This is a genomic window from Shewanella sp. DAU305, assembly GCF_026802235.1.
GTDB classification, from domain to species: Bacteria; Pseudomonadota; Gammaproteobacteria; order Enterobacterales; family Shewanellaceae; genus Shewanella; species Shewanella baltica.
The window spans coordinates 3172785-3192786 of the sequence record NZ_CP113808.1; the positions used below are offsets into that span (position 1 = coordinate 3172785).

At 45.6% G+C, this 20002-nt stretch carries 15 protein-coding genes; 9 read left to right on the forward strand and 6 right to left on the reverse strand.

Features of this window, described 5'->3' with window-relative positions; genetic code table 11:
• Nucleotides 1-105 precede the first annotated feature (105 nt).
• From OX890_RS13370 to OX890_RS13390, 5 genes are all read left to right on the forward strand, one after another.
• Nucleotides 106-1608, forward strand: a complete 1503-nt coding sequence (locus OX890_RS13370; RefSeq protein WP_268649379.1) for a tryptophan halogenase family protein — start codon at nt 106-108, stop codon at nt 1606-1608.
• 97 nt (nt 1609-1705) lie between these two features.
• A complete protein-coding gene (locus tag OX890_RS13375; protein WP_268649380.1) occupies nt 1706-4012 on the forward strand; it encodes a glycoside hydrolase family 13 protein in 2307 nt (768 codons plus the stop codon).
• The gene (locus OX890_RS13380) at nt 4009-6309 is read left to right on the forward strand and encodes an alpha-amylase family protein (RefSeq protein ID WP_268649381.1); all 2301 of its coding nucleotides are present in this window, start codon (nt 4009-4011) and stop codon (nt 6307-6309) included. Before OX890_RS13375 ends, OX890_RS13380 begins: the two co-directional genes overlap by 4 nt.
• A gap of 198 nt (nt 6310-6507) precedes the next feature.
• Nucleotides 6508-6891, forward strand: a complete 384-nt coding sequence (gloA2, locus tag OX890_RS13385; RefSeq protein ID WP_268649382.1) for an SMU1112c/YaeR family gloxylase I-like metalloprotein — start codon at nt 6508-6510, stop codon at nt 6889-6891.
• 288 nt (nt 6892-7179) lie between these two features.
• Nucleotides 7180-7389, forward strand: coding sequence for a hypothetical protein (locus OX890_RS13390; protein ID WP_011846869.1), 210 nt, complete (start codon nt 7180-7182; stop codon nt 7387-7389).
• Between the two features lie 21 nt (nt 7390-7410).
• Here the strand turns inward: OX890_RS13390 and OX890_RS13395 are convergent, their stop codons facing one another.
• Together OX890_RS13395 and OX890_RS13400 are read right to left on the reverse strand one after the other, a co-directional pair.
• Nucleotides 7411-8910: an FMN-binding glutamate synthase family protein gene (locus tag OX890_RS13395; RefSeq protein ID WP_268649383.1), complete on the reverse strand. Its 1500-nt coding sequence runs from the start codon at nt 8908-8910 to the stop codon at nt 7411-7413.
• 9 nt (nt 8911-8919) lie between these two features.
• Entirely contained in the window at nt 8920-10506 is a 1587-nt protein-coding gene (locus OX890_RS13400) for a thiamine pyrophosphate-dependent enzyme (protein ID WP_268649384.1), read from the reverse strand.
• A 69-nt stretch (nt 10507-10575) separates the two neighbouring features.
• Between OX890_RS13400 and OX890_RS13405 the strand changes: the two genes are divergently transcribed.
• Nucleotides 10576-11592 (forward strand): IS110 family transposase, encoded by a 1017-nt coding sequence (locus tag OX890_RS13405; protein ID WP_268649385.1) that lies wholly within the window; start codon nt 10576-10578, stop codon nt 11590-11592.
• Between the two features lie 222 nt (nt 11593-11814).
• Here OX890_RS13405 and OX890_RS13410 read toward each other — a convergent pair whose 3' ends face one another.
• From OX890_RS13410 to OX890_RS13420, 3 genes are all read right to left on the reverse strand, one after another.
• Nucleotides 11815-12021, reverse strand: a complete 207-nt coding sequence (locus OX890_RS13410; RefSeq protein WP_268649387.1) for a thiamine pyrophosphate-binding protein — start codon at nt 12019-12021, stop codon at nt 11815-11817.
• 234 nt (nt 12022-12255) lie between these two features.
• The gene (locus OX890_RS13415) at nt 12256-13953 is read right to left on the reverse strand and encodes an FAD-dependent oxidoreductase (protein ID WP_268649388.1); all 1698 of its coding nucleotides are present in this window, start codon (nt 13951-13953) and stop codon (nt 12256-12258) included.
• 47 nt (nt 13954-14000) lie between these two features.
• On the reverse strand, nt 14001-14834 hold the full coding sequence (locus OX890_RS13420; RefSeq protein ID WP_268649389.1) for a PRC-barrel domain-containing protein: 834 nt from the start codon (nt 14832-14834) through the stop codon (nt 14001-14003).
• Between the two features lie 1063 nt (nt 14835-15897).
• Here OX890_RS13420 and proV point away from each other — a divergent pair.
• Genes proV through proX form a run of 3 tightly spaced genes read left to right on the forward strand, consistent with a single transcriptional unit; the run spans nt 15898 to nt 19033 of the window.
• Nucleotides 15898-17124 (forward strand): glycine betaine/L-proline ABC transporter ATP-binding protein ProV, encoded by a 1227-nt coding sequence (gene proV / locus OX890_RS13425; protein ID WP_268649390.1) that lies wholly within the window; start codon nt 15898-15900, stop codon nt 17122-17124.
• A 26-nt stretch (nt 17125-17150) separates the two neighbouring features.
• Entirely contained in the window at nt 17151-18002 is an 852-nt protein-coding gene (locus OX890_RS13430; protein ID WP_259579610.1) for an ABC transporter permease, read from the forward strand.
• Complete coding sequence (proX, locus tag OX890_RS13435) at nt 17999-19033, forward strand: glycine betaine/L-proline ABC transporter substrate-binding protein ProX (RefSeq protein ID WP_268649391.1); 1035 nt, start codon at nt 17999-18001, stop codon at nt 19031-19033. Before OX890_RS13430 ends, proX begins: the two co-directional genes overlap by 4 nt.
• Before the next feature lie 165 nt (nt 19034-19198).
• Here proX and OX890_RS13440 read toward each other — a convergent pair whose 3' ends face one another.
• Nucleotides 19199-19825 carry a LysE family translocator gene (locus OX890_RS13440; protein ID WP_259215902.1) on the reverse strand — a complete coding sequence of 209 codons (627 nt, stop codon included), beginning with the start codon at nt 19823-19825 and terminating at the stop codon, nt 19199-19201.
• Between the last annotated feature and the right edge of the window lie 177 nt (nt 19826-20002).

The following is a 20002-nucleotide window of genomic DNA, read 5'->3' on the forward strand; positions in this document are numbered from 1 at the left end:
TCTGTAACCTGTTGCAGAGGCTTTTTTACTTTATCATTTCAAGCCACTAGGCTATTCATCTGCGTTAACTGATCACCACTAATTATAAAATAAAAGGCATATATCATGAATAAAATCAAAGATATCGTCATTGTCGGTGGCGGTTCTTCAGGTTGGATGACGGCGGCCATGTTGGCAAGATTGTTTAAATCAACACTGAATATCACCCTGATTGAATCTGAAGATATAGGCACAGTGGGCGTAGGTGAAGCCACCATTCCACCACTGCAAATATTCAATAACGTCCTTGGGATTTCCGAAGCCGATTTTATCAATGCCACCCAAGCAACGTTTAAATTGGGTATTCAATTCGAAAATTGGGGCAAACCAGATGAAGCCTATATGCATGCTTTTGGCAATGTAGGTAAAGATATAGGTTTTACTCAATTTCATCATTACTGGCTCAGCACCTCCCCAAAAGAGGTCAATTCATTTTGGGATTACTCGGTTAATTACCAAGCGGCAAAACACAATAAATTTCAAGTACTCCAGCAGATCCCAAACTCTCCCCTTGCCGGCTTAACTCATGCTTATCATTTCGATGCAGCGCTCTATGCCCAATTTTTACGACGTTTCAGTGAGCAACTCGGAGTAAAGCGTATCGAAGGCCAAATTACGGCGGTTGAACTCACGCCAAACGGCGATATTGAAAGTGTAACCTTAGGATCAGGACAAACTGTAAAAGCCGATTTCTTTATAGATTGCTCGGGCTTTGCCGCGCTACTGATAGAAAAAGCGCTCAAGGTTGGCTTCGATAGCTACCAACACTGGCTCCCCTGCGACAGCGCCTATGCCGTACCCTGCGAAAAAACGCCAGCAATAACGCCTTATACGCGTTCTATCGCCCATGATGCGGGTTGGCAATGGCGGATCCCGCTGCAGCACCGCACAGGCAATGGGTTAGTCTATTGCAGTCGCTATATCAGTGATAACGCCGCCAAACAGATTTTACTCAATAATTTAGATGGTAAGCCGTTGGCTGAACCTAAGAAAATCAATTTCACGACCGGACGACGAATCAAGCAGTGGCATAAAAATTGTGTCGCCATCGGCCTTTCGAGTGGATTCTTAGAGCCTTTAGAATCCACCAGCTTGCATTTAGTCCAATCAGCGATTATTCGCTTAAGTAAACTCTTTCCACATCAAGGAATTGCACAAGCGAATGTCGATGAATTTAATCGTCAGTCCCAACTTGAATTTGAACAAATCCGCGATTTTATTATCTTGCACTATCATTTAAACCAAAGGGAAGATGCTCAGGAAAATGGGTTTTGGCATCAATGCCGAACCATGGTTCTGCCAGAGAGTTTGCAGCAAAAAATGGCCCTATTTCGTGCCACAGGCACAGTGTTTAGACATCAAGATGAACTCTTTACCGAAGCCGCATGGATTCAAGTCATGTTGGGGCAAGGCATTAGGCCTCGGGATTTCAATCCATTAGCGGCAACCATTCAACCGCAAGCATTGAGTGAATTTCTGCGCAATATGCGCACCATTATTGATAATACCGTCACTAAGCTACCTACCCATGATCAGTATTTAGCGCACTTATCGACACATAAAGCATAAATGCGGCTTAAGAGTTACGACTGACGTTAAGAGTGTACTAACTCATCGATTTATAAATTGAATTTGCAGTTTAAATTTGAATCAACAAGGAAAGAATATGATATTAAACCTGCGGACTCTCACCACTTCCTTAGTGATTATGCTTAGCCTAGGCGCCTCTGCCAGCACAGCGCAGGCAAGTTCAAGCAGTCTCTCTTTACCACTTCAAAGCACATCAAGCCAGCGTCAAGACCTGACACTTGAACCCGCTTTTTGGTGGGCGGGGATGCACAATCCTGAGTTACAGTTGATGCTGTATAGCCGCGATTTTCCTAGCTTACCGCAGCAGCTTAAGGTTGATATCCAAGGACAAGGCATCACGCTAAAAAGCCTTGAACACACTGATAACCCGCATTATCTGTTTATCAATTTAGATCTTAGCCAAGCTGCGCCGCAAACCTTTGAGCTGGTGATTTCCAGCACTGACTCGGCTTCAAAAACCAACACGCCTCTTTATCGCCTGCCCTATACGTTGCAAGCGCGTGCTGAGGGCAGCCGTGAACGCCAAGGATTTAGCAATAAGGATGTGATTTACCTTATCACCCCGGACAGATTCGCCAATGGCGACACCAGTAATGACAATCACGCCGATATGCTAGAGCCTGTCGCGGCTAACTCTCCTAGCCATCCCAGCAACCCCTATTATCCCGATGCTCGACATGGCGGCGATATAGCAGGGATCAGCCAGCACTTAGCGTATCTGGCGAAACTCGGGGTGACTCAGTTATGGATCAATCCACTGCTTGAGAATAATCAAGCCCAGTATTCATACCACGGTTACTCGATTACCAATTTATACCGCGTCGATCCCCGCTTTGGCAGCAATGAAGAGTATAAAGCCTTAGTCGCTAAGGCAAACAAACTTGGCCTTGGGGTGATTAAAGATGTTGTCGTGAATCATATCGGCTCTAATCATTGGTGGCTCAACGATTTACCTAGCCAAGACTGGCTCAATGACGCCACAAAAACGCCGCTAAACAATCACGAATCCAAGCCTGACTTAACTCAGTCTGCCGATACCAAATCCAGTACTATTAAATCCAGCGTTACCAGCCCCCGTTTCACCAGCCATAGGCGCACTACAGTGCAAGATCCCTACGCGGCAGCGCAAGATCATATTGATTTTGTCGATGGCTGGTTTACCGACACTATGCCGGATCTGAATCAAAGCAATCCCAAACTGGCAACCTATCTTATCCAAAACAGTATTTGGTGGGTCGAGTACGCAGGACTTTCAGGGATCCGCGAAGATACTTATTCCTACGCCGACAAAGGGTTTCTCGCTAAATGGTCTAAGGCCGTAATGACTGAGTACCCAAATTTTAATATTGTGGGCGAAGAATGGACCGCAAACCCCATCACAGTGTCCTATTGGCAAAAGGGCAAAATCAATGCCGATGGCTATACCTCAGATTTACCCAGTTTGATGGACTTCCCGCTATATGAAAAATTAATTGCCAGCCTCAATGAGCCAGAAAGCTGGGACACAGGTTTTATCAAGCTTTATGAGATGTTAGCCAACGATGTTGTGTATGCCGATCCCAGTCAACTAGTGCTATTTGAAGGCAATCACGACACCAATCGTATCTTCAGTTTAGTGAAGGAAAATATAGACTTATACAAGATGGCACTCACCTATGTGCTGACCGCCAAACGCATTCCGCAGCTGTTCTACGGTACAGAAGTGTTAATGACCAGCCCGACAGAAGGCCGTCACGATGGCGTTGTGCGCAGTGATTTCCCCGGCGGTTTTGCCAACAGTGCCACTAACGCCTTTACCGGCCAAGGACTGAGTGAATCCCAGCGACAAGCACAGCACTTTGTCCGTACCCTACTGAATTACCGTAAACAATCCCCTGCGCTACAATCGGGCGATTTACTGCACTTTGTGCCGCAAGATGGTGTCTATGTGCAATTTCGTTGCGTATTAAATGCGCCATTATCTGCTGAACAAAAAGCCAAAGCGCTTAAGCCACTGATACAAAAGAATTCTCTAACCCAACACAATGCCTGCACTCAGCCCTCGGCCGACAAAGTCATGGTGATTTACAATAAAAATGACAAGATAATCACGCTAGATGTAAACCGCTTTGCCAGTGTGCTTGGCGATAGCGGCGCCGCTACTGACATCATCAGTGGCAAAACCGTTTCACTCAATCAAGCGATAACATTGCCCCATGCAGGGGTCACTATCCTTGAGCTTAAGCCTAATTCTAAGACTAAGTCGCCGCAGAATGCTGGCTTGCCGAGCAGCCAAGATTCAATGCGCTCTAGGAATCAAGCTAACGCTTTAACGCGCGCTCATACTAACAACAGTGCTATCAACCTAGCCAAAAACTCAACTCAAAAAGGAACTCAGCCTTGAGCTTTTTATCGCCTATCGATTCCAGAGTGACTCAGAGCCAACAAGCGGCTAAATTTCCCATCGTGGCTTTACTGACCAAAGGGGCGAAATCCCCGCAGCGCCGACAGTCGCGGCACTCATCACTCAGTTTATGTCTACAGTCTTTGTTTAATGCCTCTTTATCTAGTGCAGCTTTATTAACTGTCTCGCTTTTTTGCTTATCGGCCAATGCAAATACCTCTGCGCAGGCGCTTGATAATGGATTACAGCCAAAGTCTGAGAGTGAGGTTATGACGCTAAAACCTGTGGTATATCAGATTTTTACTCGCCTTTATGGCAATAAAAACCCAACGAATAAACCTTGGGGCACGATTGCCGACAACGGTGTCGGCAAATTTAATGATATCGACGATGTTGCACTCAATAGCATCAAGGACCTAGGCGTCACCCATGTGTGGTACACGGGCGTTCCGCACCATGCCTTGATTGGTGATTACAGTGAGATTGGCGTAAGCGCGGATGATCCCGATGTGGTAAAAGGCCGCGCAGGATCACCCTACGCAGTCAAAGATTACTACAACGTCAACCCAGATCTGGCGGTCAATCCTGCCAACCGTTTAGCCGAGTTCGAAGCGCTGATTGCCCGTACCCATCAACACGGCTTAAAGGTGATTATCGATATCGTGCCAAACCATGTGGCGCGCCATTATCAATCCGTCAGTAAACCCCAAGGCGTGCGCGATTTTGGCGAAGATGATGATACCAGTCTGGAGTACGACAAAAACAACAACTTCTATTACGTCGTTGATAACAGTGTGAAGGGAACGAAAGGACAAGCGCATGCCTTTGAGGTGCCAAGCTTACCCGCAGAGCTTAAACCGCTGGGCGGAGAAACTCACCCCTTAAGTGACGGTAAATTCGACGAATTTCCCGCAAAGTGGACTGGAAATGGCTCACGCTTAGCCAAGCCCGATGCTAATGATTGGTACGAGACAGTTAAGATTAATTACGGCGTGCGCCCAGATGGCACCTATGACTTCCCTCGCCTGCCAGCAAAATTCGCCACTTTTACTGAGGCGCAGCATTACGCTTTCTGGCAACAACACTTAGCCGAGATCCCAAGCTCTTGGATTAAATTCAATCAGATTGCCCAATATTGGCTTGAAAAAGGAGTCGATGGGTTTCGATACGATATGGCCGAAATGGTGCCAGTGGAGTTTTGGAGTTACCTCAACAGCCAGATAAAACACACTAATCCCGATGCCTTTATCTTGGCCGAGGTCTATAACCCTAAGTTGTATCGAGATTATATCCTGCTTGGAAAAATGGATTATCTGTACGATAAGGTCGATCTTTACGACACCCTAAAAGCCGTGATGGCGGGTAAAACCAGCACAGCTAATATCGCGGCGGATCAGGCAAAAGTGCACGATATTGAATCCCACATGCTGCACTTTTTAGAGAACCACGACGAGCAACGTATTGGTAATGCAGCATTTTTAGCATCGCTACAAACAAATAAACCAACGAATAGCTCCCTAGATACCCAAGCCGTAAATCCAAACTACGCCCTGCCAGCCATGGTCGTGTCGGCAACGATAGGCACTTCACCAACGTTAGTGTATTTTGGCCAAGAAGTGGGAGAAGCCGCCATCGATAACCCAGGCTTTGGTCATACATCACGCACCAGTATTTTTGACTATGTTGGTGTCCCCGCCCATCAGCGCTGGATGAACAATGGCAAGTTTGATGGTGGACAATCAACGACGCAGGAAACCTCGCTGCGGGCTTACTATCAAAAACTATTAACGTTAAGCACAGGCCAAACGGCGCCTGCACTGTTAGGCCAATATTATTCACTCGATGCCGCGAATCGTAACAAGAATGATGCGACTGAAAGTCATATCACTGAAAGTGACAGCGCTCAAAGTATGAGTACTCAAAATAGTTCTGCAAACGAAACAGGCTATGACGATAGCACCTTCGCCTTTGCCCGCTTCGAGACGATATCTGGGACCTCAAAGCAGACTCAAAAGCTGATTATTGTTAGTAACTTCAGTCAGACCAAATCAAAAGCCTTACAGCTCAAGCTCCCCAAAGAGCTCATACGTCAGTGGCAATTAAAGGACGGCGTATATCCGCTTAAGGATTTACTCGAAGATCATCAAACAAGCCAGCTGCAGCTTGAACAAGGCGAAGGCAAGATAGCGCTCACCCTAGCCCCGCTGTCGTCGGCGATTCTATCGCTCACCGTTGTAGCAGATGAGCGGAAAAGTGGGTCCGCGAGTAAGCAACTGAATGAGCAAGCGGCTGAATAAGCAGACTGATGAATAATAAAGGTCGAATGCGTTCGATAAATGATGTGATCGGCTTTTACGAGATAACACGTTGCGAAATAAGACCCGCCATTTTAGGATGACGGGTCTTAATCTAATAAGAACAGTTACTCTGCACAAAAGAATAAACGCTTAGATGCAATGCTAAGACAATATCTTAAACGCGATATTAGGAAACCTATGTTACTCGGCATACACCACGCGGCGATTATTTGCAGCGACTATGAAAAATCCAAACACTTCTACGTGACTATTTTAGGGCTCAAGCCACTGGCAGAACATTATCGAGCGCAGCGCAGCTCCTTTAAACTCGATCTACAGCTGCCGGATTTAAGTCAAATCGAGCTGTTCTCTTTTACCAAGCCGCCACAAAGACCGAGCTATCCCGAAGCTTGCGGGCTTAGGCATTTAGCCTTTCGGGTACAATCCATTGATGCAACCGTTGCACACTTGCAGTCATATGGTATTGAAGTCGAAGCCATTCGTATTGATGAGTACACAGGTAAACAATTCACCTTTTTCAGCGATCCTGACGGTTTACCCCTAGAGCTTTACCAAGTGTAGAATCCCAATAGGAACTCAAACGAGCTGCCATATAAAAACGTGTTTAACGCCGCTATGAGGTCAAAATCCGAAGTCACTGTATTAATTGTCAATATAAGTAGCAGTTCAAGTCACAGTGCGAAGTCGCAATATGAAAAAAGCTTAATCGCCGGAAGTCTGCTTTAGGATTACACTCACTATGCTTAAGAACTCATTATGAGCAAGTGACTAAGCGCTAATGCGATGAGCTAATGTGATGAGCTATTACGACAAACTTAAGTCGATGCTGAAGATAAGAAGGAGCAAGGCATGCTAGATAATCCCGCGGTACTGATTTGGAGCATGCTATTTGGTGTCTTCGGCATAGGTTTCTTCACCTATGGCAAACGCCAAGGTGCACCCATCCCCCTCATCGTTGGGATAACCTTGATGATCTACCCTTATTTTGTCAGCAACCTAATCTTACTCGTCTGCATCGGCATAGCACTCATCGCGCTACCGTATTTTGTGAAGTTGTAACCGCAAGAGTGGGTGCTAAAGTCATAAAATCCGCTGAGTTTTTCCAACTTCAGCATAGGAATGCCATTGCTTATCCACTTTCCTATAAATTAAATTTCGATTCATTTCATCAAGTGAATGGCAGCCCGAAGCGGCCAATAATGCCAAGAAATCGTCCAACATATGTTGGTGATAATTGCGGACTCTTTTCCATTTTTCTGCAACCACTAAGCCTCGCACTAATGTGGGGTTATTTGTGGCGACGCCTGTCGGGCATTCATTGGTGTTGCATTTTAGGGACTGAACACAACCCAAAGCCAGCATCATACCCCGAGCGGAATTACACACATCAGCACCAATACAAAGGGCTTTAAACAGATCAAAAGCGGTAAATATCTTAGTCGCCGTAATCACTTTTATGTCTTTTTTAAGCTTGTAGGTATTGAGCGTATCCACGGCAAAAATCAGCGCATCTTCCCAAGGCATACCGACATAGTTTGAAAAATCGATAGGTGCAGCGCCCGTTCCCCCTTCCGCACCATCCACAGTAATGAAATCGGGTTTGATGCCTGTTTCGAGCATTTTTTCACATATTTCAATAAACTCTTGTTTACTGCCTATGGCAAGCTTGAAGCCGACAGGTTTTCCGTTGGATAACACTCTCAATTGCTCAACAAACTGCAATAACCCTTCTGCATTGCTAAAAGCAGAATGGCCGGGAGGTGAAAGCACATCGGTATGGGGTTGAACACCTCTTATTTCAGCAATTTCCTGATTATTTTTGGCTGCAGGAAGTACCCCTCCATGGCCGGGTTTTGCACCTTGTGAGAGTTTGATTTCAATCATCTTCACCGGCTCCCAATTGGCCTTTTGTTTAAATTTTTCCGCATCAAAACAGCCATTTTCGGTGCGACAACCAAAATACCCTGTGCCGATTTCCCACACTAAATCGCCACCTTGTAAATGGTATTCAGATATACCGCCCTCGCCGGTATCATGAAAAAAATTACCTGCTTTAGCGCCCAAATTTAAGGCTTGGATTGCATTTTTGCTCAAAGCGCCAAAACTCATGGCTGAGATATTAAACAGGCTGGCACTGTAAGGTTGTTGGCAATCTTTCCCGCCAATGATAACCCTTGGCGGAGTGTCCATTTTCTTCGCCGGATAGATGCTGTGCTGCATCCATTTATAATTATCATCATATACATCGAGCTGAGTGCCAAAGGGGCGTGTTTGATTTTGCTCTTTGGCTCGCTCGTAGATGTAATTGCGATGATTCTTGTTAATGGGTTTGCCATCAGTATCGGACTCAACGAAATATTGATGCAGCTCTGGGCCTATCATTTCTAATAGATAACGCATATGACCGATGACAGGAAAGTTTCTCAGTATCGAGTGTTTTGTTTGAAATAAATCATACAATCCAAGCAGCACGAGCGAAGCCACCAGCATAATCAAACCCGCTAAAGGCCAGAGTATAATGCCGATGATGGCGACAAAAATAACCAGGACAATTGTGGTGAATCGAATGGCTTGCTTCATGATGTTTTATCATAACTCCCGTAAGTATTTTAAATCGTTCTTAGTGGTATCGACGATTTCGGCAAATTTTCCATTGACCATTAATTTTGTCATCGATGCTGCAAAGCCTTTTACTTGCTCGAAGTTTAAGGTGGGTGGCATTGCCAAGGCATTGGGATCAGTAAAAATATTGATTATCGCAGGTCCCTTATGCTTGAATCCATTTACCAGTGCGAGTTCCACATCTTTGGACTCCGTCGCCTCCCATGCAGCAATGTTCATCGCCTCTGCCAATTTTATAAAATCAGGATTAACCATATCCGTCTGCCACTCCATATAACCTTCTACCCGCATTTCAAGTTTCACCATGGCTAACGAACGGTTATTAAAGATGATGATTTTGACAGGAATTTGATATTGGCTAATGGTCATTAAGTCGCCGAGCAGCATTGAAATACCGCCATCGCCACAAAACGCAATCACTTGCCGGTCTGGTTGTGATAAACCAGCCCCCATCGCCATAGGCATGGCATTCGCCATAGAGCCATGATTAAAGGAACCGGTCAGGTAGCGATTAGCTCCCGCCTTTAAATAACGCGCAGCCCACACGGCGCTCATCCCCGTATCAACGGTAAATATCGCATCGTCATCGGCGAGTTTATCCACCAAATGGGCAACATATTCTGGGTGAATGTTTTTTTCAGAGCCCTTTTCTTCCACATAGCTCTCATAGATAGCTTCAATTTTTTGATGCAGTGAACGGGTTTTGTCGAGGAAATCCGTGGACGTTTTGGCATCGATTAATGGCATAAGATCTTCAAGAGTTGATTTAATATCACCACAATAACCCAAGTCCACTTTAGCCCTACGGCCTAATTTTTCGGGTTTAGTATCGACTTGAATAATTTTGCATTTTTCGGGAAGGAACTCACTATATGGAAAATCCGTGCCCAGCATCAACAGGACATCGGCTTGATGCATGGCTTCAAAACCGGATTTATTGCCTAACAGCCCATTTAATCCAACGGCATATGGATTTTCTTTACGCTCAAAAAATATTTTTCCTCGAAAGCTATATCCCAAAGGAGCGTTAAGCCTTTCGGCCAATGCCATCACTTCTTCAACGGCATAGCGACAACCATGGCCACAAAACAGCATCACTTTGTCATGTTCATTAATGACGCTTGCCAATTCTTGAAGCTGTTTATGACTTGGGGTTATTCTGGGTTGGGTGTAGAAGTTTTTATTCGCCGTATGCACAGATTCCAGACTTGCTGAAGCCACATCACCGGGAAGCCCGAGCACAGCGACCCCTTTCTTGCTGATGGCATGCTGAATCGCCGTTTGTAAACCATTGACAGCTTGTTTAGGGGTATTGGCGAGAAACACATATTTTGAACAATCTTGAAATAACGATTCGGGTCTTGTCTCTTGAAAGTTGTCCAGGCCCATTTTTTCAGTATGAATAGTTGAAGCAATCGCAATAACCGGATTTTCAGCTCTATTGGCATCATAGAGTCCATTGACTAAATGAACATGCCCAGGACCACTGCTGCCCATGCAGCAACCGATACCATTTAGCTCAGCTTCCATAGATAATGGAATGGACCCATCCACTTTAAATCGGCCTCGCAATGGGCCACGATGTAGTCGCTAAAACTCATCAGAAAGAGGACGGGTCCACCTATGAAGATTACTACAATCGGTTTAGATATCGCAAAGTCTGTTTTTCATGCTGTTGGTGTCGATAAAGCAGGCAAGTTAATCAAAAAGAAAATGCTTAGACGCAAGGACTTACTTCCCTTTCTTGCTCAAATTGAGCCGTGCCTGATTGTGATGGAAGCCTGTGGTGGGGCAAATTATTGGGCCAGAGAATTTGAGCTGTTGGGCCACAGCGTCAAGTTAATTGCTCCTCAATTTGTAGTACCTTTTCGGCAAGGTAACAAAAATGACTATAACGATGCCTTAGCCATCGCTGAAGCTGCGCAGCGACCCAACATGCGGTTTGTAAAACCCAAAGGCGTCGAGCAGCAAGATGTGCAACTGCTCCACCGAATGCGCGAACGATTAACTAAGCAATCAACCGCCTTAATCAATCAAGTCAGAGGGATGTTAGCGGAATACGGCATTGTGATGACCAAAAGTAAATCGGCTTTTAAAGTACAGTTCCCAGATATTTTAGCGGATGAAACCAATACGCTGACCACTAAAGGTCGGGCCATTTTTTATCAGTTATATGAAGAATTTAGTGATATAGAAAAACGGCTTAAGAGTTGTGATACACAAGTGCTTACTGAAACTAAAAACAATGTGATTTGCCAGCGTTTAGAGACTATCCCTGGCATTGGTCCAGTCACCGCTACCGCCTTTTATGCCGCCGCAGGTGATGGTAAAGATTTCAGTAATGGCAGGCACTTTTCAGCTTGGTGTGGCTTGGTTCCCAAACAACACAGCAGCGGAGGTAAAGAAAACCTCCTTGGGATAAGCAAGCGGGGAAATGCGTATTTACGCACCCTGTTCATCCACGGCGCCAGAGCGGTGTTGCAACACAGCCAGAATAAGCAAGATAAGTTTAGTTGCTGGGCAATCCAGTTAGCAGAGCGCCGAGGTTTTAACCGAGCCTGTGTGGCCGTCGCCAATAAGCTCGCGAGAATGGCATGGGTTATCGCGGCGCGTAACGAAGAGTATCGGCTTCCAGTATAGAACTGAATTTATTTTTAATGATTAACCAACCAGCAAGTTGCTATGACACTTGATTTGATGATGAGACAGTCAGACTGATCTACTGAAAACCTTACGGAGGCATAGGCTCATTACGAAGCCGCAAGGATGATAAGGACAGTAGAAGCAGATATCCATCAGGGCCAGAGGCATACCTCAATAACAGGCCGAATATATGGGTGCAATGAACTCTTCTCAAAATCGCTATCGAATGTCTTGCAAACCGGATGGGTCCATATATGCCGCATAAGCGCCAGCTTCCTCGTGTCTTACATGGATCCATTGCAATCTGCCATCCCTTCGTACAGCATCATTGACCGGATTAAGACTATCGCCAGTCACGGCATAAACTCGCTTAACACCCGCTTCTACTAGCATTTCGACTAGATGATCCGATACGTTTTTTGACATAATTGGCTCCAACGTTTAGATAAAAAATTTCTATATTAATGACCTAGCTAGCCTGCAACTACAAAGTGCGGTTTATCTTGCCCCAGACAAAACCTGCCCGATAAAAGAGGATGCCCATGGTCGCAATCCACGTCTGAAATCGCTGTTGAGCAATTCACTTCGAGCTTTCAGCCAACATTATTCTCATGGTCATGCATACGCCCTGCGTTATTTGCGTTTTATATCAGCCACTCTTTATCCGGCAATCCCAAAGGCAATGGCGCTCACCGACAAGATAACAATGACTGCCAAACCAACATCCAACACGTTAGGCAGTTTGCAGTAATAAAGCACATCATCTATTTTCCCAAGGATGGTCAACACCAGAAAGTTCGACTGTGGAATGACCTTAAGTTGCGGCTCAAAAACCTTTACCGCCAGCTTGCCACTCTCGACCGCCGCCTCAATGCTCCACACATCCGCCGTCGTTTGGGTGTGAGCGCCTGCAAGAACTAGGTTGGGTATAGTCGTCTTTTGCTGTGGTAGATATTTTTGGGTGTGGGTCGAGTTCACCCATTTGGGCTGCGCCGATGTTATGCCTTCAGGAGAAAACGCCCATTCATGCCAAACTGTGATTTTTACGATGGAAAAATCTTGCCAACTTTTACCGCCGTTAGCCTTTTTGACCAATTCATCGAGGGCATGACTCTGTTTTAATTGAAATAACACTTCATCCAGAAATTGTTCCTCTGTGCATTGTGCCAAACAAAGGCCATGGACTGGGCCAGGGACTTTTGAAACACACGCGGTGACAGTCCACAGTGATTGAATATCGTCCCCCAGAGGACTCGACTCTCCCCACGCTTGTTCCTGAGCAAACAATGTCAGGTTAAAGGCGGAGTCTGAAATAACCAGCGCGCATCGTCTTCTCGGCCAAGACATTGGTTCTTTGAAGCCAATTCTGAAGGACACTTGGGTGTGCGGCCCCTGTTGTACCAAGGGTTTAAAAAGATTGAGTTGCGGTTTATTTTGAAGCAGCGGGGTTCTGTCTAGAATATCAGCCGCAGAAAAGGGATTGAGTGCGAGGACATAGATATCGGCCTGAACGGTTTCGCCATTGGCGAGCTCTGCCGCTGTGATGCTGTTATTTTCAAAACACAAACGATGAAGTGAGGTCTGCCAATGAAACTCAACCTGCTTTTTCTTCAGATCATCGACCCACTTATCAAACCAAACCTCACTGCTGGGTCCGTTAAGCAGCAACCATCCCATACGAGCCTTGTGTTCCCACGGCCCGCCTTCGCTGTCTGCTTGATGATGATACGAATACTTAGTGACTAATTGCTTACGGAAAAAATGCGCCACATGATGGAAAGAAACATGACACCAGTCGGAACCTACCCAAGGGCCAAAAGTGGAACTCCAGGTACTCAGTGTCGAAGCGGCTAAATAAGGTCGCCAAGCTTCTTTCGCATTGATGTTGCTGTACTTTTGGCTACTTCGGGTATGTGAACACCATGCTTTTCCCATTAGCCAACACCAAAGCCATTTTTCTTTGGTCGTCATACTAAACAGGTTTTCCACATCGACATTGCCGGAGTGAGAGTCACCAAAGTGAGCCGCACCTGAATTAGGCGCTAAGCCGAATACCACAGGCCGTGAAAGAATATTGTCATAGAGGCTGGAGTGCTCATCAAAGGGGAGCTCCTTGATGAGTTCGAAAAAATTGTTATACCAAGGGCCCATTCCATGCCAAGAGTATTCAGAAGGCATGCCCTGATCCTCTTTCCTTCTGGCACTTCTAAAAAAACCGCCCGCATCCGCATTCGCCTCGAATATCTTGACTTGATAGCCAAGTTTTGCAAATTCATGGGCTGCCGTTAGTCCAGCAATACCACCACCAAAAATTGCGACACTTTTCGATTCTGTGGCTGATTTTGTAGATGTAGACATAGATTCGGCTACCATCGATCACCTCTTAATATTGTCACCGCTCGCTCTTACGCGGTGCTGGGGTGTGATTTTGCGGTTTCATGTTGCTCTTCATCCAGCCAATAACCAGGACGACCATAATGGTTGTAGATAGATATTTCCGTTTTACGGTCCACTGCCATCAATGGGTTATATGGCGGAGCGTCTTTCACTGCCTGTCGTGTTAGATTGACTGACGCCTTGGCATCCGGCCAACTCACATCTTCAATCCAATCTGCAGGAATGAGCACTTGATGGCCTAGCCACCAGTTACTGGTATTCACTATCAGGTATCGAATGGCCCAAGTCTCTTCATCGATAAGCAAGTCCTCTATGTGGCCAATGTCACCGTCGCTAGCATGAATGCGGTAGTCGATTACCGCCTGACAACTACGCAGATGTATATCGTCATCTTGATGCTGCTCGGCTTTAACCGCCCTAACCGCTTGCGGATCTTCGTCATTGGGCCGCGAAACCAAGTCGACGTATCCAGTTAACATCAAATTCGGGTACACACTGTCGCCCCACATCCCATAACCACCCCAATAATATGGATAGCCGTAGTACTTAAGTAAGCGGATTTCTTGCTGGCGAGAGACGGGAGTTTGAGTGTTAATGTCGGGGCTGTTCTCAACTTGCGCTTTTGTGATCGAGACGGGTAATTGCTTGTCCGCCCAGTTTGCTTGGCCTATCGATATGGGCGAAATCAATACTTTTCGACTCGAAAGCCAAGTGCCTGTATCAACAACAAGATAGCGAACGCACCAAGTTTCGTCATCAAAATAGACATCTTTGACATGCCCAATATTGCCATCTGTAGCACTGATTACGTAGTCTTCCATATGTTTAACGGTGCGTAACATAAGTACTGTCTCCTTCACATGCTTGATTTTTTAACAGAGGATGCAATATACGAATCATCGTATGCAAAAAGCAGTATTGCTGTCGGTGCGCTATAGAACATGGGAGTGATATTAATGCAGTTATGAGTGCAATTGATGCGCCGCCAAATGCCTATGCGTCGAGTTCGCAGCTAAATCCACCCTATCACACTGAGACCAGAATCACACTGACACCAGACCTCAAGTCATTCACCATAGAGAAAGACAATCGGTAATGTCTAAAACTGTGGAGTTCATAGCTATGGAGTTATCGCAGTAAAAAATTTTTTGTGGTCTTTTTTGAGATTTTTTCTGATGTCAATGTTGAGATCAATATTAACAATGACATAACGCACTTTGGGTTTAAGTTCAAACAAGGCGAATAGACGTAGTCGTTTAACGTCAGTCCGCTTTTAGGTGCTGACAACCACTAGATAAATGTCGTCCCTGTTTTTAAAAATGTTCACACGAGATCCCAGCGATAAATCCAACCGCGCTGGCTTGTCATGACATTCATGATCAGACACGCTTAAGTATGTCCCAATCACTCGTCCTCTCGACCTCTATTTCATGGTGAATGAGTGTCATAGTGAATTTTCCACGGTTGTTGGCGCAGTCCACCACACGCCTTACATGGCTTCCTAACACAGATTACTGAGCAATTGTCGCTGTTTTTGTGTTTGTACCCGCATTTTCTTTTTCTTGGATGACTTTCAGTTTTCTACGTTTTTTTTCGTTGTTGGAATCGTTCAGCCTTTCAAGGTTTTAGCCGCCAACTGAGTCATCAAAAAAATGTTAACGCACGAGGAAAATAAATAAATATTTTTATTTTCAATAATTTACATTCTGCTTAATTGCGTGGATTCGTTGACAGATAGGCCTGTAAGACACTAGTGTAGAAAGAGACTACTCGTGCTGTGCATTTTTTATGAACTCTGTGAGTTCATCATTCAATGTTTAATCGAGCAGAATTTATTCATGTGTTTTTTATGTAGCGTTAGTGCAAAAAAGCAGAACGGCGTAAAAGAGCGTCATGGAAAATGTTATGGAAAAAATAGTGATAAAAAACCTGTATAAGGTTTTTGGTGCTGAGCCTCGCAAGGGGGTGAAGTTACTTGAACAAGGGAAAAGCAAAGAGGAAATTTACGAACAGACAGGGCTGACGGTTGCCGTACAAGGTGCCAGCTTTAGCGTAAATAAAGGTGAGATTTTTGTCGTTATGGGGCTATCCGGCTCAGGAAAATCAACCCTAGTAAGAATGTTAAACAGGCTCATTGAACCCACGTCGGGAGAGGTATTAGTCGATGGCCAAAATATCCTCAACATGAATAAGGATGAACTGGTCAGGTTTCGCAGAAGTAAAACCAGTATGGTGTTTCAATCCTTCGCGCTTATGCCCCATCAAACAGTGTTAGAGAATGCCGCATTTGGCCTCGAACTCGATGGCATGGATAAAAAACAGCGTGAAGAACGAGCCCTAGATGCTTTAAAACAAGTCGGACTCGAAGGTTTGGAGAAGGCCTATCCCAATGAGTTAAGTGGCGGTATGCAGCAGCGAGTGGGATTAGCGCGAGGCTTAGCGGTTGATCCTGATATCTTGCTCATGGATGAGGCATTTTCGGCGCTTGATCCGCTTATCAAGACAGAGATGCAAGATGAACTGCTGAAACTGCAAGATCGTCATGAGCGCACCATCATTTTTATCTCCCATGATTTAGACGAAGCATTACGGATTGGCGACCGAATTGCCATTATGCAGGGCGGCAGAGTGATTCAGCTGGGGACGCCGGAAGAAATCCTGCAAAATCCCGCAGATGATTATGTACGTGCATTTTTCCGTGGTGTGGATCCAACCGGTGTTATCTCCGCTGGGGATATTGCCCGCGACAGTCAGCCAACGGTTGTTTGGCATACTAAAGCCGGTAGCCCACGCGCCACCCTAGAAATGTTGAGTATTAAAGATCGCGAGTTTGCCTATGTACTTGACTCAGAACACCGCTTTTTAGGTGTGGTCTCTTCAGACTCCCTGCGCGACGCTGTTGACCAAGGAAATGGTGCTAGCAAACTTGAGCATGCTTTTCTGACAGACGCTAAATCAGTTCAAGAAACAGATAGCCTTCAGGATATCTTACCCTTGGTCGCCTCCCATGCTTGGCCTATTCCAGTTGTAAACTCAGAAAGTAGATATCGCGGCGTTGTTTCTAAAAATCTGTTTCTTCGTACCTTAAACCGTGCGGAAAAGGGGACCTATTTTGAGCAGTCAGCATCTTAGAATACTCACTTCAGGAGTTTTATATCATGTTTAGTTTTGATGAAAGAGTGATTCCTTTAGATGTGTGGATCACCAATATAGTTAACTGGTTGGTTGAAGGCTATCGATGGTTTTTCCAACTGATCAAATGGCCCGTCGACTTTATTCTGTCTGGTGTGTCAGACGGTCTACTGGCAACCTCCCCTCTGCTTGTTATTGCCCTGTTTGGCGCCATTGCTTGGCGAGTGTCAGGTTTAAAACTGGCCATCTTTACGCTGTTATCATTGATGCTCATTGGTCTGCTCGGTTTCTGGTCAGAAACCATGATAACCCTCGCCATGGTCTTTTCATCCGTGGTGTTCTGCACCCTTGTTGGTGTGCCATTTGGGATATGGGCTGGACGCAGTGATCGTGTTAACAACGTTCTACGACCCATTTTGGACGCGATGCAGACGACGCCAGCCTTTGTCTATTTGGTCCCAATTGTGATGCTTTTTTCTATTGGCAATACCGCGGGTGTGCTGGCAACCATCATTTTTGCCCTGCCACCCTTGGTGAGATTAACCAGTCTCGGGATCAGGCAGGTACACCCAGAGTTAGTCGAGGCTGCGCTCGCCTTTGGGGCAACAAGCTCGCAGGTTTTACTTAAAGTTCAGATACCCCTTGCTTTACCGACCATCATGGCGGGCCTGAATCAGACCATCATGATGTCGCTCTCCATGGTGGTAATCGCCGCGATGATCGGCGCGGGTGGCCTCGGGGCACCTGTCGTTCTGGGCTTAAATACACTTGATATTGGTTTGGCCACGGTGGGCGGTCTAGCGATTGTTTTATTAGCCATCATTCTCGATAGGATCACCCAATCAATGGCGACCAAAAAAAATAAGGACGTAAAATGAGACTTAAAAAAGTAATACTGGGTGCAGCGTTAGCTGCAATGACAGTGACGGGATCCGCAGCGCTTGCAGATACTCTCAAGCCAGGGGAAGGGATAACCGTTAAACCCGCTCGGGCGACATGGGACACAGTTTTTTTTCAGGAAGCACTTGTTCGACGCGGTCTTGAAACGCTTGGGTATGATGTCGAAAAGCCTAAGACATTGGTCAATCCCATCTTTTATAAAACCGTCACACTCGGGGACATTGACTATTGGGCCAATGGTTGGTTTCCAATGCATAACGATCAGCTACCGAGCAATTTCGACGAGAAAGCCGAAAAGGTGGGTTATATTATTAAAGCCGGTGGATTAGGCGGATATTTAATCTCTAAAAAAGAAGCCGATAAATACAATATTACCTCTCTTGCAGATTTTAAACGCCCTGAAGTCAAACAAGCATTTGATATTAATGGAGATGGTAAAGCGGATTTGACTGCATGTCCTCCTGGTTGGGGATGCGAAAAAATCATCACTCACCATATGGATGTTTACGGTCTGAAAGATTCGATTAATCCAGTGAAAGCGGCCTATGCTGCCGGGATGGCATCCGCTATGGCGGGTTATAAAAATGGTGGCCCGATATTTTTCTATACTTGGGCGCCCAACTGGACCATTTTTAAAATGAAGCCAGGCAAGGACGTTGTGTGGATAAACGTGCCTGAAATCAAGCCAACAAAAGCCCAGAGTGCTGCCGTTGATCGGATGACGGTAAAGGGACTCGAAGGCGCGGTTTCCGATCCGATGAAACTGGGGTTTGTCGCTTCTGACATCCAGATCGTTGCTAACAAAAAATTCGCTAAACAAAATCCCGCCGCGAGGAAGTTTTTTGAGGTATTCACACTACCGCTCGCCGATATCAACGAGCAGAACACGCGTATGAACGACGGTGAAAAGAGTAAGCAAGATATTCAACACCACGTTGATGGATGGATTGCCAAGAACCAAGATAAATGGAACGGTTGGCTTACTGAAGCACGAAACGCGGCTCAATAGTCTCAAGCTGTAACCCTAAATCTGGCCAGTGATGATAAAACGCAAACAACATCCACTTTCGGTTTGCGTTCTATCATCACTGGAACTTGCTTTCGGGGTCTTTCATCAACTCAGATCCGCTTATTTGAGCCCTGTCCCAGCTCTTAGCGGCCTAACCTGATTCCACTATCTATCACTGGTCATGACTTTACTGGCCAAGCCAATAAGCAACACCCCTGATATCCCCTCTAAGGCTCTGGAATAACGCTGGGAATTGGGCCGACTAAATACCCAACTTCCTGCCGACGCATAGAGGACGTTACACAGGGTCGCTAACAAACTGAAAATAAGACCAAGGGTTAACAGCTGAATTGACGTTGAACCTGCTAACGGGTCAATAAACTGCGGCAAAAAAGAGAGGAAAAATAAAGCGACTTTAGGGTTAAGTACACTAACGACAATGCCTTGGAAAAATACGTTGCCGTTTGGTTTGCTATTGTCATCGACCACCATTTTATTGTTGCCACGCCACATTGATATTAACGCTTGAATGCCTAAATACACTAGATACGCGGCGCCCAACCACTTCACAATACTAAAAGCCAACGCTGAACTGAGAATGATGGCAGATAATCCCAAGCTAGCAGCAAGCGTGTGAACGAAATAACCTACACCTAAACCCATCGCAGCTTTAAGCCCACTGATCATTTTCCCTTTCATTGTGTTAGATACAATGTAGATAACATCGGGTCCAGGGATAAGATTGATAGCAAGGCAAGCAACTGCAAACAGTAATAGTGAATTTAAATCCATTTAATTTTTCTCCTTGTTAAACGCCTAATGTATCACGCCCGCGTAAGTGGTGTCCGACGCAATACCGCAGCCTCAGCAAACCACTTTAAAAATAAAATCAAAACGTTAACTACAAGTAAGTTGATAACCAGAGCCTGTGCTCAACTTTATATACTTTTTGCCCACGTCTTGATTCAA